Annotated in this window: 16 protein-coding genes; 7 read left to right on the top strand and 9 right to left on the bottom strand. The window is 50.7% G+C overall.

Annotated features, from left to right (window positions below; translation table 11 throughout):
- Nucleotides 1-137 precede the first annotated feature (137 nt).
- Together L1278_RS09115 and L1278_RS09110 are read left to right on the top strand one after the other, a co-directional pair.
- Entirely contained in the window at nt 138-596 is a 459-nt protein-coding gene (locus L1278_RS09115) for a hypothetical protein (protein ID WP_253403079.1), read from the top strand.
- Nucleotides 593-1,357 (top strand): class I SAM-dependent methyltransferase, encoded by a 765-nt coding sequence (locus L1278_RS09110; RefSeq protein ID WP_253403077.1) that lies wholly within the window; start codon nt 593-595, stop codon nt 1,355-1,357. Before L1278_RS09115 ends, L1278_RS09110 begins: the two co-directional genes overlap by 4 nt.
- Nucleotides 1,358-1,423: 66 nt before the next feature.
- On the opposite strand, the gene L1278_RS09105 is transcribed toward L1278_RS09110, so the two are convergent.
- Entirely contained in the window at nt 1,424-3,193 is a 1,770-nt protein-coding gene (locus tag L1278_RS09105) for a T9SS type A sorting domain-containing protein (protein WP_253403075.1), read from the bottom strand.
- A 255-nt stretch (nt 3,194-3,448) separates the two neighbouring features.
- Between L1278_RS09105 and L1278_RS09100 the strand changes: the two genes are divergently transcribed.
- The 4 genes from L1278_RS09100 (at nt 3,449) to L1278_RS09085 (ending at nt 5,263) form a co-directional block, all read left to right on the top strand.
- On the top strand, nt 3,449-3,688 hold the full coding sequence (locus tag L1278_RS09100) for a hypothetical protein (protein WP_253403074.1): 240 nt from the start codon (nt 3,449-3,451) through the stop codon (nt 3,686-3,688).
- Nucleotides 3,681-3,974, top strand: coding sequence for a hypothetical protein (locus tag L1278_RS09095; RefSeq protein WP_253403072.1), 294 nt, complete (start codon nt 3,681-3,683; stop codon nt 3,972-3,974). The genes L1278_RS09100 and L1278_RS09095 overlap by 8 nt, the downstream gene beginning before the upstream one ends.
- 24 nt (nt 3,975-3,998) lie before the next feature.
- The gene (locus tag L1278_RS09090) at nt 3,999-4,301 is read left to right on the top strand and encodes a hypothetical protein (RefSeq protein ID WP_253403071.1); all 303 of its coding nucleotides are present in this window, start codon (nt 3,999-4,001) and stop codon (nt 4,299-4,301) included.
- A gap of 185 nt (nt 4,302-4,486) precedes the next feature.
- Nucleotides 4,487-5,263, top strand: coding sequence for a metallophosphoesterase (locus tag L1278_RS09085; protein WP_253403069.1), 777 nt, complete (start codon nt 4,487-4,489; stop codon nt 5,261-5,263).
- Between the two features lie 138 nt (nt 5,264-5,401).
- On the opposite strand, the gene L1278_RS09080 is transcribed toward L1278_RS09085, so the two are convergent.
- From L1278_RS09080 to L1278_RS09060, 5 genes are all read right to left on the bottom strand, one after another.
- On the bottom strand, nt 5,402-6,616 hold the full coding sequence (locus L1278_RS09080; protein ID WP_253403067.1) for an ATP-binding protein: 1,215 nt from the start codon (nt 6,614-6,616) through the stop codon (nt 5,402-5,404).
- Nucleotides 6,617-6,814: 198 nt separating this feature from the next.
- Nucleotides 6,815-7,315, bottom strand: coding sequence for a CHRD domain-containing protein (locus tag L1278_RS09075; RefSeq protein ID WP_253403065.1), 501 nt, complete (start codon nt 7,313-7,315; stop codon nt 6,815-6,817).
- A 117-nt stretch (nt 7,316-7,432) separates the two neighbouring features.
- On the bottom strand, nt 7,433-8,659 hold the full coding sequence (locus L1278_RS09070; protein ID WP_253403064.1) for a hypothetical protein: 1,227 nt from the start codon (nt 8,657-8,659) through the stop codon (nt 7,433-7,435).
- Entirely contained in the window at nt 8,637-9,203 is a 567-nt protein-coding gene (locus L1278_RS09065) for a sigma-70 family RNA polymerase sigma factor (RefSeq protein ID WP_253403062.1), read from the bottom strand. The genes L1278_RS09070 and L1278_RS09065 overlap by 23 nt, the downstream gene beginning before the upstream one ends.
- Nucleotides 9,204-9,474: 271 nt before the next feature.
- A complete protein-coding gene (locus tag L1278_RS09060; RefSeq protein ID WP_253403060.1) occupies nt 9,475-9,732 on the bottom strand; it encodes a hypothetical protein in 258 nt (85 codons plus the stop codon).
- 102 nt (nt 9,733-9,834) lie between these two features.
- Here L1278_RS09060 and L1278_RS09055 point away from each other — a divergent pair, with 102 nt between their 5' ends.
- Entirely contained in the window at nt 9,835-10,728 is an 894-nt protein-coding gene (locus tag L1278_RS09055) for a LysR family transcriptional regulator (protein ID WP_253403058.1), read from the top strand.
- A gap of 3 nt (nt 10,729-10,731) precedes the next feature.
- Here the strand turns inward: L1278_RS09055 and L1278_RS09050 are convergent, their stop codons facing one another.
- From L1278_RS09050 to L1278_RS09040, 3 genes are all read right to left on the bottom strand, one after another.
- Nucleotides 10,732-11,664, bottom strand: coding sequence for a DUF808 domain-containing protein (locus tag L1278_RS09050; protein WP_253403056.1), 933 nt, complete (start codon nt 11,662-11,664; stop codon nt 10,732-10,734).
- A gap of 227 nt (nt 11,665-11,891) precedes the next feature.
- Nucleotides 11,892-13,166, bottom strand: a complete 1,275-nt coding sequence (locus L1278_RS09045) for a hypothetical protein (RefSeq protein ID WP_253403054.1) — start codon at nt 13,164-13,166, stop codon at nt 11,892-11,894.
- A gap of 12 nt (nt 13,167-13,178) precedes the next feature.
- Nucleotides 13,179-14,174 carry a PorP/SprF family type IX secretion system membrane protein gene (locus L1278_RS09040; protein WP_253403052.1) on the bottom strand — a complete coding sequence of 332 codons (996 nt, stop codon included), beginning with the start codon at nt 14,172-14,174 and terminating at the stop codon, nt 13,179-13,181.
- Nucleotides 14,175-14,191 lie beyond the last annotated feature (17 nt).

Below are 14,191 nucleotides of genomic sequence, written 5' to 3'. Positions count from 1 at the left end.
CAAAAGCCCCACTCAGCAATTTTAAGGCGGCCTGCTATACCTGAAATGCTATCTGCAATCGTTTAGTAAGTATCCTTCCTGCCGGGCGGCAAAATCAAGGGTCTGCTCGTATAGAAAGAACAGCATACCGTTTTATCATGCAAGATTCCCCCATTAAAGACAAAGTGGCTTTACGCAAGCTTTACGAATCTGTGCTGCCCGAGCTGGCGCAGCATATCCATCAGCATCTGGCGGATGTTATCCCGCTTTTCCATGACTTTAAATTAGAGAAACTGGTAGACACCTGGACGCGCGAACCAGGCTCCGACGCCACCACCGAGATCAGCCTAGACAAGGGAAATGTCAACCAGATGGGACTGCGCCTGCGTCTGGAGGGCTTTCAACGGGTGGGCGCCGACAATTTCGACCTGACTAAAGACCTGCTTTTTAAGCTGGACCGCAACTTTTACACCATCGGGCCCAACCAGGACAACGTGTGGCTGGAGAAGGCCTACCTGCAAAACTGGGATGCAGCGGACTACGAGCTTGTGGCAGAAAAGTGGACTGAGCAGTTGATAGACGACCTGACCCAGCGCCTGGAGAAATTCACTATATGACAAAGCGCTCCCACTTTCCCGGCTCTACTTTCCTGCTTGCGCTGCTCACAACCGTGTGCCTCAGCAGTTGCCACGCTTGCCAGGCCCAGCAGCCAACCACTGTAGCGCAGGAGGGCTATACCTACAAAAACCCCTCATCAGGAGGTACCGGCAAGGTATACATGGGCCGTGAGATCGCCGCTATCATGACGGCCACCGGCGGCAACTGGCTGAACCGCGACACGCGGCAGGAAGAAGAGAACTCTACCCGCACGATAGAGAACATGAACCTGCAGCCCAACATGGTGGTAGCCGACATTGGGGCCGGCACCGGTTTCTATACCTTTCAGATAGCGCCTAAGGTGCCGGAAGGCAAGGTATACGCAGTGGAAGTGCAGGATCGGTTCATAAAGACACTCCAGTCTCGACGGGATAAAGAGGGAGCCAGCCATGTGACGGTCGTTAAAGGCGACAGTCTGCAGGTTAATTTGCCAGCCCAAACAGTAAACATTGCCCTGATGGTGGACGTGTACCATGAGCTGGCTTATCCAAAAGAGATACTTCGGTCTATTCACCAGGCTCTGAAGCCAGACGGCAAACTCCTGCTGCTCGAGTATAAGGCTGAAGACCCGGATGTCCAGATCAGGGCCTTACACAAAATGACCAAAGAGCAGATCAGAAAAGAGCTGGAGGCAAACGGCTTTCGCCTGAAGCGCCAGGAGGATTTCCTGCCGATCCAGCATTTTATGCTGTTTGAGAAGGTGGAGAATTCTTGTAAGTGATGATGTTGGTGTTGGGCTTTTGTAACATTAGAATGGCCGAGGTTCGGGGAAGTCTACATAAAGAAATCATTCACTAACCAGTTTCAGGACATTCTGCTTTTCTGCAGTAGTGACTTTCAGGAAATAGATGCCGCCTGCCAGGTTCAGTTCTGTTAACGAAATCGTGTTAATCCCCCTTTTGAGCGCTATGGTTTGAGATTGCATGATTCGCCCCTGCGCGTTATAGAGTACAATAGAGCTTGCTTGTTCTTCACTGGAAGTGATCAGAACCTCCAGGTAGTCATCAAAAGGGCTTGGGAATGCCTTTAGAGTTATGGCGTCAGGAAGGCCGGGCGCACTTACATGCCTGATCTGGCTGAACTCAAACTCACCGTTGTAGTCAACTTGTCTTAACCTATAGTAGATGCCCGCTGCCCTATACCTTGAAATATTCTTATCCGTGAAGGAATAGCTTCTTTGCAACTGTGTGGTCCCATTGCCATTCACCCGACCGATCGGAGTAAAAGTACGGCCGTCTATACTCGACTCTACGCTGAAATAGTCATTATCCTGCTCTGAGGCCGTTTTCCATTCCAAAACTGCATCATCTGCCGCCAATCTGGCAGTGAAACTGGTAAGTTCGACGGGTAGTGGGATTATTCTGGAGGTTGCCAGTACACTCACTGCTACTGGTCGGCTAGGTGAGTTGCCTGCACTGGAAGCCATGATGACAATATCATCGGTAAAATTGTCTTTAGTGCTTGTTACGTTGTTATAGAACCCCTCTATCAAGACAAATTCCCTATTGGATTTTTGCTCGTCAGGATCATTTGAACTTTCATCTCCAAAATCAATATTGTCCAGTGAAGACTCTTTATAAACAATATTGCCTCCCCCTTCTCTTTCAGTATAAATTACCCTAATAATTTTCTCTACTTCGTTCAGAATAACAATTGGTCGGGTTCTGGTGCCCTGCTTGGTAACACTATACAAATTGTCCCATATGCCTGAGGGTCTTCGCACAAAAAGTCCAAGTATTGGTTGGTCGCTGTGTTTATAACTTGTTTTGATCGCGCAGTATAGTGTGCCATCGTTGGCTACGGCCATGTTCAGATGGTCGTCCGCTAGCCCACCTTCTCTGCTTCCATTCGTTTTGTGATCCACATTTTCCACTACTGACCACGTGTTGGTATCAACTCCATCTTCATGCGTCATAAAGCCAAACTTTTTAGAATTCTGGTTTGACCAGAAAATACCCACTCTTCCTGGCAAGGCTACTACTGCACATATGTCATCACTTTTTAAACCGCTTGTTAGTTCCTTCTCGTCACTCCAACTGCTATATGGTGAATCGCTATACCTTACCCTTACCTTGTTGGCCCTTGCGTACGCGAGCCACATCCTGCCCTTGCCGTCAATATCAAAGGTTGCTGTCTCAACGCCATTTCCAAGTGATAGATTGGATGCTGCTTTATGGTCTGAATAGTTTTCATCTTCAGCGATGTAGCTTAATGTAACTATATCAAAATATGCAGGAAGATTTTCATCATTAGACTCATGAAACAGCAAGACATGTGTTACTTCTCCAACTACTTTACAATCAACCTTCGAAGTAGTCTTGTCAGAAATCTTCAGAACACTCACCCATTGAGTGCCAACTAATTTCCAGACATGCGTACCAGTATTATCAGGCAACACTGTCCAGAATGTACCTGCATATGCCCATACTTTCGATTGCGGCTTTTCACCTGTATTTGCAGAAATGGGAATTTGACTCAGAAATGTTATTGAATTGAACTGAGCAAAAGATGGATATGCGCCAATTATAAGTAAGCATAAGGTTAAGAGTTTGATCATAGAGTGCTCTCCTTTATTGGCTTCAGGGATTTCACAGTGTAGATTAGGTTACTAGCACCATATTACGTTTCATATAATATATTGTTTTAATTAAAGACATTATAATAATGTTTATATTAATTATAGCTAGGATTCTTTTCGCGAAAGAACTTTATAAACAGGTTAGAGCTTCCCAACAGATAAATCTTTCGAAATCTGCACCTTAAATCATAACAACTTACGTAGTATAAGGGATAGCTGTAAAAATTGTAGTTTATGCATACGACCACATTCAAATTTGAGGAGGGAAGTCCGTATGTGGGGAGTCACCGCCCTGTTGGACTGGAAATACATGAGAGATTGATGTGGCAGGTAAGGCGTCTGCACCGGGAGGACATGCAGAAGGCTGGCTGGCAGCTGATCATCTATACCCCCATACCTGCCTACCTGTATAAGCCCACTACTATAGAAGTGTACTGGGATTACGACAACCCTGAGGAGTCCTGCAGTGATTAATACAGCATCTACACCCGAATATCCTTACCATAGCCCGAATCTCAGCTTTTTTAACACCCACACACTGGCTGGCAGATTAGAAATGATATGGGCTCATGGGACTTTCTTGGCTGAGCGGGGCCGTCGCGGCTACCGCATTCAGCTGTACGACATGGGCGATTTCTTTGCGGAGGTATGGAGCAACCCGGAGAACCATATCGTTGGGCTGATCAGGGGGCTGGCCTCCAAGCGTGCGCTGGAACCCTACACTACTAAAATCAATCTGCTGGATATGATGTACTGGTAAAGTTTTATACGCTATTTTTGAAGCGTGAATTCTGTCAAGCTCAGCTCCTACTACCGCCTTTATGCCTTTTCGGATTACCGCAGCATGAAAACAGCCCTCCCCTACATGCGCCAGGCGGTGCTTGCCAAAGCGCTGACCGAAGTAGAAGAGCCCGACGCGCGGCGTGTCGTGCTCCGCGTGCCTGGTAGCGGGTTCCAGAACTACCTTCGTCCGCTGGGCGGCCGGCAGACCAAAGCAACAGGTATAGCTTCCCTGATTACGGCACTTCAGTTACTCTATAAGCAGAACGGCTTCTCAGCCAGGTATATCGTGGTTGAGCGCAGCTAGTCCCTACCTTACGAATTTAGCATCCATCCATAACAATTCGTTAACGGCGCCCCGTTGCGGGAGCTAAGCTTTAATCGTAATATTGCAATCATAAAGTAATTTCAGTTAGCAAACATACCTAAGAACGCATACCTGATTTCTGATTTGTATTGTTAGCAGTAGCTCCTTTATCAATCACGTTACCCATGACCCGGATAGCCCTTTTCAGTGATATACACGCCAACCTGCCTGCTCTAGAGGCCTTTTTTGCAGACGTAGAGGCCCGCCAGGCTGACTTCATTTACTGCCTCGGCGATCTGGTGGGGTATAACATCTGGCCAAATGAGGTGATTGATGAGATCCGCAAACGCAACATCCCTACCATAGCGGGCAATTACGATTTTGGCATAGGCCGGGAGAGCGACGACTGCGGTTGCGCCTACAAAACAGAGGAGGAAAAGGCCAATGGCGCGGTTTCAATCGCTTTCACGAACAAGATCATCAACCCTGCGCAGCGCCGCTACCTGCGTACCTTGCCTGCACACATCAAAGTAGCGTTTGAACTGAATAACGACAAACTGAACCTGCTGCTGGTGCACGGCAGTCCGCGAAAGATCAACGAGTACCTGTTCGAAGACCGCGACGAGAAAAGCTTGCTGCGTATTATGAAGGACGCCGATGCAGATATCATGTGCTTTGGCCACACGCACAAGCCCTACCACCGAATCCTCGACAGTGCCGAAGGAGAGCAGCCCCACTTCCGGCATGCCATCAACATTGGTTCGGTGGGCAAACCCAAAGATGCCGACAACCGGGGAGGTTATGTCATGCTGACCATCAATGAGCACAGTTCGGTGCTGAATAAAGACAGTATAGAGGTGGAGTTTATCCGTTTCACTTACGACTTCGAGAAAGCCGCCAGAGCCGTTGAGGAATCCGAATTGCCCAATGACTACGCAGATAATTTGCGCAAAGGCTGCTAAGTCTTGTGAATAAGGTAATCTAAGCTACGCCTCTAACTTATCTCATTGAAGAAATGGAGAAAGAGAAAGGGACATGAACAAAAATCAGTGTCCTGATTCTTTGGGGTCATTATGTTGGAAAGTTCTGAATGGGCTTTCCTAAAAAATAATCGTGATGGTAGTACCCTCGTGCATCACGCTGCTCACCTTGATTTCTCCCTGTGCATTGTCGACCATTCGTTTCACGATATAAAGGCCAATGCCACTACCCTCTATATGCTCATGGATGCGCCCAAACATGGTGAAGACACTTTCCTGCTTTTCAACCGGTATGCCTAGTCCGTTGTCCTGCACCGACAGGTAGGATCTGCCTGCATACTTCTCCAGCTTTATATTGATTTTTGGCGCTCTATCAGGCGAGCGGTACTTGATGGCGTTGCTGATCAGGTTGCCTAAAATGCTCTTGAGGTTCTTTTTAGAAAAGCCCGCCACCTCAGCGTCAGCGGCAATCACGTTCAGCTGCGCGCCAGAGGCTAAAATCATGCTCTGCAGATCCTGTTTCACGGCTTCTACCATCTCATGCAAGTCAGGCTTCTCAGATTTTTCCTCGTCGCTCACCTTGTCGATTTCCACGAGCGTAGTCAGGTCCCGTATGGTGGTGGAAAAGCGCTTGAGAGATGACTTGATCAGATCCGTGATCTGCTTGATCTCTGTCCGGTTTAAGTTCTCTTTCGAAACAGAATCCGAAAGTTCCTCTATCAGTCCTGCAATGTTGGCCACCGGCGATTTCAGGTCGTGCGAGGCAGTGTACACAAAGTTACCGAGGTCAAAATTGGCACTGGCCAGGCCTTCATTCTCCTGCCTCAGCTCTGTAGCAACTTTATGGCTTTGCTCCAGCATATCTATACTCTGAAGATGAAAGGCGATCAGTTCGGCGAACAGCTTGAATGTGTTGATCACCTTGGAGTTGTTCAGAGAAGCTGGCTTGGAATCAATGGCGCAGAGTGTGCCGAAAAAGTCTCCGTTTTTGAGAATGATAGGTATGGAGATATAACTCTGGAGTCCGTATATTCTGGGTGTATGGTGGTCGGAGTAAAGCGGGTCCTCTGCCACATTATCGATCACGATCGGGTTGCGGTGTGATCTTATTTCATTACAAAGCGTTGTTTCCACCTGCAATTCTCCTCCCGCTTCCAGGCCAAAGTTCACTTCGTCGCGCACACTGCATGCCAGCCATCTGTCTTCTGTTACGCGTGTAATGGCCGCAAACCCCATTCCGGTAGTCTGGCATATAACTTCGAGCATGGTGGGTACAATAGGAATCTGCCGGATGGCTTCCAGGTCTTTTAATAGCTCGTCTTGGGTTTCAATCATTTGAGAGGGAGTAATTTCAGAGTCGCATCGTCATGCTAAACTGTAAGCTGTTGTGATTATATGTTTAAACATAATAAAAAATGTACAAAAAGCAAAATCAATCCGTCTCATAGATGCCCTCTCTGCCCTCTACTTCTACAGACTGACATAGTTGCCCGGCCGCCAGTGAGCAGAACAGCCGGGCAACATGTCATAGCTTTAGCGTGTGACCTGTCCCCGGATTTCCCCGTTAGGGAATTGGTCGCTGTGTATGTTAATGTACCACTCTCCGGCCAGCAACTCCGCCTCCTGTGCAGCTGTGAGTGGGGAAGTGGATCGCGTCAGTGGACTATTGTAAGGGTTTGCACTGGAGTAAGGGTCATTGCTGGTACCGGGGTTAATCGGTATCGTAACCGGTCCGGACACAGTCACGCCGCCCTTGTGAAAGTGCATGGCAGTTGGCGTGATACCCTGAAAAGTGATGGTATAGTTCATCACTTTGGTATCCATGTTATAAGTACCCTTGAAGGTACCGGTCGCCTGGGTAGTGACAGCAGGCACCTCGTTGGCACCGGTCAGCGCTACTTCTTTGAGGGCCACGATCTCATCGCCTGGTATTACGGTGTTGTCATCGTCGTCGTCGTCACAGGCGGTCATCATAAAGGACAGGCTCAGCAGCGCGCCAAGCAGTATTCCGAAATTAATTCGATAGGTTTTCATCTTTATTAAAAATTAAGGAGAAGTGATTTAAAAAGTAAAAGCACAGAGATTCTTCCTGACACAACCTTAGGCATGCCATAGCGTGGAGTGTTGAATTCCCGTAAAAATTTGAAGCTGTTATCTTAAAGTAAAGCCGGCTGTAAAAAACACTCCTGCACTTATGAGCTTCACTCGCCCCTCGCCAATACTTGCTAGCGGTATTTTGACGAAGGGCTCTGCTCCGATCGTGATGGCAGGAGACAGTTGACGCGTATAGCCTACAGACAGATTCTGTATCCCGAACCAGTGTCTGTTCTCGTTAGTGAATTCCCGGGTGTTACGGTAGGGCTCTCTTCCGGGGTAGTAGTAGGTATAGGTGTATGCTTCGTTGAGCATCAGGTAACTGGATAGTCCCGCCTGCACTGTCAGCATGTTCTTGCCCCAGCCCAGCACCTGGTACTGCAGGTTGACAGGTATATCCAGCACCTTGCATTGCGCGGCAATCACATCCGGTTGCCGTTTGCCGTCCCAGTAGCCCGGGGAGGGTTTGTAGTTTTCGGGCGTGGCCTGGTACAATTTGTTCGCCCACACAGCACCCGACACCAGGCTCAACCTCCTGGTAAGGGGCACACTAAACAGCACCCCCGCATTGGCACTTACCGCATCCGGATCTTTGAAGCGCACGGTGGTGATATCTGGCGCCGCAACCAGCGTCACCCGGACACTGCGCAGGAACACCCGCTCTCCCCGCTCCTCTGCCTGACTGCTATCGGCAGGTATTGGAGCAGTGTCAGGTATAGACAGTGCCGCTGCCTGCCGGGCTATACCTGCAACTGAATGGGGTACCCTTGCTATCACTGATTCGACAGTTTGCAAAGGCTCCTCTACCCTGGTGACGCGGCTGTCAGGTATAGCAGCGCCAGGTATAGTACGGTGCTCAGGTATAGCGGTGCGTTCCCGCACGGTTTTCTCTGCTAAGTGGACTCCGGAACCTGGCTGCACGGCAAGATATGGCGCAGCGGGTGAATCAGGCTTCGGTAAGAAAGTTTGCTCCAGCCCTTTGGTGTGATCAGGTATAGCAGCTACTCCCGCATCTTGCTTTGCTGCTTGTTCTGCAGGTATAGCAATGGTCTCCCGAATTGGCGCTTCTCTTTCCATCAATTTCCAGACGACGCCTACCGTCACCAGCAAGGCCAGCAGCACGATGGGTAACAAGCGTTTTATACCTGCCCAGCCGCCCTGCGCGCCGTCCAGTTTGCGTTCCATCGCCTTCCACGCCTCTTCGTCGAAGGGAGGGTCGTATTGCCCAGCTGATTTCCTGAACAGGCGGTCCAGCTCCTCGTCAGACATATTGTTTGCGCTCATCGATTTTGCTTCTTTGTAATGCCTCCCGCAAATTTGCCCTCGCCTTGGCCAGGTTCGACTTCGACGTACCCACTGCTATATCCAGCGTTTCGGCTATTTCTTCGTGGGTATAGCCGTCTATGGCATACAGATTGAAAACAGCCCGGTAGGCAGGCGACAGTTGCTGCACCAGTGAGATCAGGTACTCGTAGTTAAGCTGCTGCTCCACATCAAACGGATCGGAGGCCGGCTCTGCTTTGTCGATGTCCTGCAGGTGATAGTTCTTCAGGTTATGCCGGTAGTTGTCCAGCGCTGTGTTGATCATGATCCGCCGCAGCCAACCTTTGAACGGCTTGGGCGGGTGATATTGATCCAGTCTGGTGAACACCTTCATAAACCCGTCGTTCAGCACATCTTTCGCTTCTTCAGCATCCTGCGAGTAACGGACACAAACACTCATGGCATACCCGAAGAAGAGCCGGTAAAGCTCTCTCTGTGCCCCGCGGTCCTGTTTCAGACACTGACGTAGCAGCTCATCCAATACTTCGCCTTCTGTTTTGCTCACTGTTCCAGAATTTGCGCTCCCATCACGGACTAAATCCCAAAAGGGTTGCCTCCCGATTGAAAAATAACCAATGTACCGTAGCTCTGTTTTACGTCTCTAAGCAATTGTTAATCAAGGCGCAACACAAATAACCAAAGAGGATAGACAGAGGAAGGAGCCAGAGCCCTCAAGCTACCTGCCACTATACCATCGACATAAAAAATCCCCTGCAGCTTTTCAGTTGCAGGGGATCGTGTGCTCCGGGGAGCCTGGATAGTTTAAAGTTGTCAGGCTATACCTGTAGGAAGTAGGCCCTGGCCAGCGCAATGACAGCGACAAGCAGAAAGATGCCGTTTAACACATAGCTAGCGTGCGCTTTCTTAGACAAGCCGTAAAAGATCAGGAGTAAACACCCGATGATGTTCATGCCCAGATACTCTACTGATTGCCCATGCGTGAGGCCCATGCTGTTCAGGCTGAAGGCCGCAAGCGAAAAAAAAGCACCTCCCCAACCTACTACCTCTCCCATATATTTTCGTAGTGTAGCCATCGTTTAATTCACATTAAATTATTTATTGCAAAGTAAACAGGTGAAAACGGGCTAAAAAATGCTTTTATTCGCTTGACTAATGCAGAAAACGAATCACAGCGAATGGAGCTACAGCAGATTAAGTACTTTTTGGCACTGGCGCAGGAACTGCACTTCTGGAACACGGCCGAGCGCATGTTCATCACACAGTCTGCTCTCAGCCGGCAGATCAAAGCGCTGGAAGTGGAACTGGGTGTACTGCTGTTCGAGCGAAACAAGCGGAGTGTGAAGCTGACCGAGGCAGGCGCGTTTTTGCGCGAGCAGTGGACGCCGCTGCTTGATGAGATTAACCGTGTGCACTTGCAGGCGCGTAAAATACACGAGGGGGCTTTTGGTACCGTTCGGATCGGTTATCCAGGTTCTATCGCTTACGGTTTCATGCCGGATCTGATCACGAGCATTTCCACTGTCCTGCCGGAGCTGAAGGTGGACCTGGTGGAGCCGACTGACATCAGCTTTGAGCAGTTGCTGCTTAGCTACCAGATGGACATAGCCTTCCGGCGCGACCCCGCCGAAAACCCGGCTTTGCAGTCGGAGTGGCTTTACTCGGAGCCTTATGCACTGGTCGTGCCCCACAGCCACCGCCTCACCGAGCAGAACTTCACAGGTATGCACGATCTCGAAAATGACAAGTTCATTTTGTCGAACCTGGCGCAAACTACGTTCTATACCGCAGGCCTTCGCCAGATCTTCGAAGACCAACGCTTCATACCGGACGTGCGCATCGAGACAGACTTTGGAGGCATGATACTGGGGCTGGTGTCCAAAGGCCTGGGAGTGACGATTCTGCCTTACTCCTATTCGTTCAGTGCTTTACCAAACGTGCGTTTCATCCCCCTGCCCTACAACACAAACCTGTATGTGACCTGGCGTAAAAACGACAATAGCCCGGTGCTCAAAAACATCCTGAAATTAGTGACAGAAACAGCTGTCAGGTATGCCGCAAAAGGGAGTTAAGGCTTAGTGGGCTACCTTCTCAGCTGGTTTTTTGAACATTTTTTTGCCTAAGTTGATCACCATCGCGATGACAGCGCCGAGCAGCAAACCACCCAAGGCCAGCACCAGCACTTTTACAAACCAGGCAAGGGCAGGTATATCAGCAAAGGGACCTTCCAGCACCTCCAGCGGAAGGTGCAAGCCATGCGCAATGATCTCAGCGCCCACCCACAGCATCGCAGCTGTGCCCAAATACCCTAGTATCACCAGGAATTTTGGCATAGACTTCACAATGCCGCGTCCGATTTTCTGGGTGGTCGGGTGAAATTTGTCCTGAGCCATGTGCACTCCAATGTCGTCTGCTTTCACGATCAGGGCCACAAAGCCATACACGGCAATGGTAATGAAGATGGCCACTGTAAACAGCACCACGATCTGGTTCATCAACGGACTGCCGGCCACAGTGGCGTAAGCAATGGCCATGATCTCTGCTGAAAGGATAAAGTCTGTGCGCACGGCACTGCCTACCCGTTCTTTTTCCAGCTCCTCCGGGGTAATCACTTTCATATCCTCTGTCGGCTCATCAGTAGGTTCGTGGCTTTTGCTGAACATGGAGTGCACTTTTTCATAGCCCTCGAAGCACAGGTAAGCACCACCCACCATGAGGATGTAAGGTATAACTGCTGGCGCAAAGTAGCCGAGTACCAGCGCGGCTGGCCCCAGAAAGATCGCTTTGTTGATGAGAGATTTTTTGGCGATCTGGTAAATGATGGAGAGCTCGCGTTTCGGATCGAGGCCCACCACATACTTCGGTGTCACGGCTGTATCGTCGATCACGATGCCGGACACTTTACCGGTCGTTTTTGCCACTTGCGTGGGTACGTCATCCAAGCTTGCCGCACTGACTTTCACCAGTGCCGCCACATCATCCAATAGTGCGAGAAGACCTGTCGCCATTCGTTATTCTTTAGTTTTAAGGTATAATTCTTTTGTATTGCCTACTCTGTACGGATTATGCGTACGAGCAGTCTTTTGAAGGGATGTAATTTAGAGGAAAGATGTGGGATTGTGATAGTAAGGGCGTATTAAGTGATAAAAAAACTACCGAAACACGTAAAAAAGATAGGAGGCCACTTCTTAACAAAGTGGCCTCTTGCATTCATTTCCGACTAACAATAAGTTTGCTATTGTACCAGGTATAGCTCGGTTTTGCGGTGGGCCTTGCCTTTGTCGGGCAGCGCCTCGCCCTCTATTTCCATCTCGAAACCCTTGTCTGCAAAGTAACGCTGCATATAGTTTTTCAGGCTTTGGGCGCGCTGTTCACTTACCCGCTGCCTGGCCGCAGGCTCGCCGTAACCGTCCGAGTAACCTTTGATGACAAAGGAGGCACCGTCCGGCTGCTGGCGCAAAAAGCGCGACAAGCCTGCCAGTTGCTGCAGGCTCAGATGCACCCGATTAAACTCGTTGTAGAGCACCAGCGACGGCGCAGCAGTCCGCATTGCTGCTGCTTTCACAGGTTCTGCGGCCACTGCGGCAGTTGATGCTGCAACAGTCTCAGCCGGTGGTGCTGCAACAGTCTCAGCTGGGGGCGCTGCAACAGCTTCGGCAGGTGCTGCTGCTGCTGCTGCTGCTTCGGCAAGTGGTGCCGGGGAAGCTGCTACCGCTTCTGTAGGCTGTTCTCCCAACAGGTAGGCAATGTAGCGCGGCTGCTCCTGCGCTGTTGCACTCACCCAGACCGTCTGGTCCTTGCTCTTGCTCAAGTAGGCGTTGTAGGCCTCTTTCCCATTGACCACACCAGCCAGCCGCACCGCCTCGCCCGCTTGTCCGTTCTTTAGGGGCGCTCCATAAATGTAGGCCGTCTCTCCCTGCTGACGCGAAAAGAAAAGGGAATCGTTGCTGACAAAAGGGGCAAACTCAGCTGCTTTGGAATTTACTTGCCTGCCAAGATTCCTTGGCCTCGACCAGCTGTCATCATTCCACTCGCTCAGGTATAGGTCATCATAGCCTTGCGAGCCTGCCAACTCAGCGGCAATATACAGCTGCCGCCGGTCCTGGGTCAGGTACAGGCCCAGGTTGTAGGAGTGGTTGCGCAGTTGGGGCACAGGCAGTTCCGCCCCCTTCACAAATCCCCCGTTTGTCCATTTGTAGATGCTGATCTTCTCTGCCTTGCGGCCCGACTTGTGGTAGACGAACACTTCGCCTGCTGCCAGGTTGCCGCCCACCACGGCGTTCACCTGACCAGCGTTCAGGGAAAGGGCCCGCTCGGCCGCTTCCGGATTAGTCCGACGGGCGGTATAGAGGTACTGGCCGCCATCTTCTTTTTTGGTAATCAGGAGCATCTCCTCTCCCACCAGGGCCACACCGGCCATTTCAGCATTCGTTTCCAGGAGTTTGGTCTGGGCCTGGCCCGTTACAATAACCCCCAGCATCAACCCGATGGTGTATACGATCTTCTTCATGTTCACTTTGCTTTACCAGATTGTCACTTGTCTTCCATACTTCGGATACTTCACCGGGATCAGATTATAGGTCAGGGAGATCTCGTTGGTGCTCCGGCTCACGTGCCGGGCGTTCTGCACCGGGATCTCATAGACATAACCGATGCGGAACTGATCCAGGCGCAAACCGGCAGTCGCGCTCCAGGCCAGGTCCTGGCGGTAGCTGCCCCCCAGCCAGAGCATGTTCTGGTACACGGCTTTAAGCTGCAGTTCGGCGCTCTCCTTCAGCTCATCATCATACTGCAACAGGGCATTGGCCACCAGTCCGAACTGATCAGAGAGGGCCTTGCGGTAGCCCGCCTGCAACAGGTGCTTGCGGGTATAGAGGTCCTGCAAAAACTCGTCTCCGCCCGACACAATACCACCCTTGGTCACGTCCTGCATGGCATAACCGAAGTAAAACTTATCGGCCGTCAGCGTCCAGCCCAGGTTCAGGTCGAGCTTGCCCTGGCGCAAACGCTGGCCCAGCACCCCCTGAAACTCCGGATCATTTTCGTTGTCCACCGTCAGTCTGTTGCCGTCCAGACGCTGGGCGCTGTATGTAAGGGCGCCGCCCCAGCGCAGGCTCAGCTTTTCAGATAGCCGCACGCGGGAGGCATAGCCCAGGTGCACCTGGCTTTCCGAGAAGGGGCCGAAGGTATCCTGCAGCACACTCACGCCGAAAGCATGGCGGGCGCCGGCCTGGCGATCAAAGAAATCGTGCTGCTTTGTTTTGAGCACGTCGTTCTGCTGCCAGCCCGAAAGGTCGGCCAGATCCAGCTCGGCCGAGGCAAAGTAGGTTCTGGGGGCCCCCTCAAAGCCTGTCCACTGGTTGCGGTGGAAGCCCTTGAGTTGGGAGCCCTCGTAGCCCGTCAGCGAAGGATTGTAGTAGTGCTGAAACAGCTGGAAGTTGGCAATATGCTTTCTGTTCTGGGCATTTGCGCCCAGAACAGAAGCAACTAATAATAGGGATAGAATTAACTTTTTCATTTCAAAGAATCTCTTGC

The organism is Pontibacter sp. HSC-36F09 (assembly GCF_024171605.1).
Taxonomy (GTDB): Bacteria; Bacteroidota; Bacteroidia; order Cytophagales; family Hymenobacteraceae; genus Pontibacter.
The sequence above is the reverse complement of the archived record's forward strand: the minus strand, read 5'-3'. Positions and strand labels throughout refer to the sequence as shown.

Excerpts from the sequence above, each read along its gene's own strand:
- L1278_RS09055 (WP_253403058.1), top strand. The coding sequence starts at position 9,835 with ATGGAGCTACAGCAGATTAAGTACTTTTTGGCACTGGCGCAGGAACTG.
- L1278_RS09040 (WP_253403052.1), bottom strand. The coding sequence starts at position 14,174 with ATGAAAAAGTTAATTCTATCCCTATTATTAGTTGCTTCTGTTCTGGGC.
- L1278_RS09100 (WP_253403074.1), top strand. The coding sequence starts at position 3,449 with ATGCATACGACCACATTCAAATTTGAGGAGGGAAGTCCGTATGTGGGG.
- L1278_RS09060 (WP_253403060.1), bottom strand. The coding sequence starts at position 9,732 with ATGGCTACACTACGAAAATATATGGGAGAGGTAGTAGGTTGGGGAGGT.
- L1278_RS09075 (WP_253403065.1), bottom strand. The coding sequence starts at position 7,315 with ATGAAAACCTATCGAATTAATTTCGGAATACTGCTTGGCGCGCTGCTG.
- L1278_RS09080 (WP_253403067.1), bottom strand. The coding sequence starts at position 6,616 with ATGATTGAAACCCAAGACGAGCTATTAAAAGACCTGGAAGCCATCCGG.
- L1278_RS09085 (WP_253403069.1), top strand. The coding sequence starts at position 4,487 with ATGACCCGGATAGCCCTTTTCAGTGATATACACGCCAACCTGCCTGCT.
- L1278_RS09045 (WP_253403054.1), bottom strand. The coding sequence starts at position 13,166 with ATGAAGAAGATCGTATACACCATCGGGTTGATGCTGGGGGTTATTGTA.
- L1278_RS09050 (WP_253403056.1), bottom strand. The coding sequence starts at position 11,664 with ATGGCGACAGGTCTTCTCGCACTATTGGATGATGTGGCGGCACTGGTG.
- L1278_RS09115 (WP_253403079.1), top strand. The coding sequence starts at position 138 with ATGCAAGATTCCCCCATTAAAGACAAAGTGGCTTTACGCAAGCTTTAC.
- L1278_RS09110 (WP_253403077.1), top strand. The coding sequence starts at position 593 with ATGACAAAGCGCTCCCACTTTCCCGGCTCTACTTTCCTGCTTGCGCTG.
- L1278_RS09070 (WP_253403064.1), bottom strand. The coding sequence starts at position 8,659 with ATGAGCGCAAACAATATGTCTGACGAGGAGCTGGACCGCCTGTTCAGG.
- L1278_RS09105 (WP_253403075.1), bottom strand. The coding sequence starts at position 3,193 with ATGATCAAACTCTTAACCTTATGCTTACTTATAATTGGCGCATATCCA.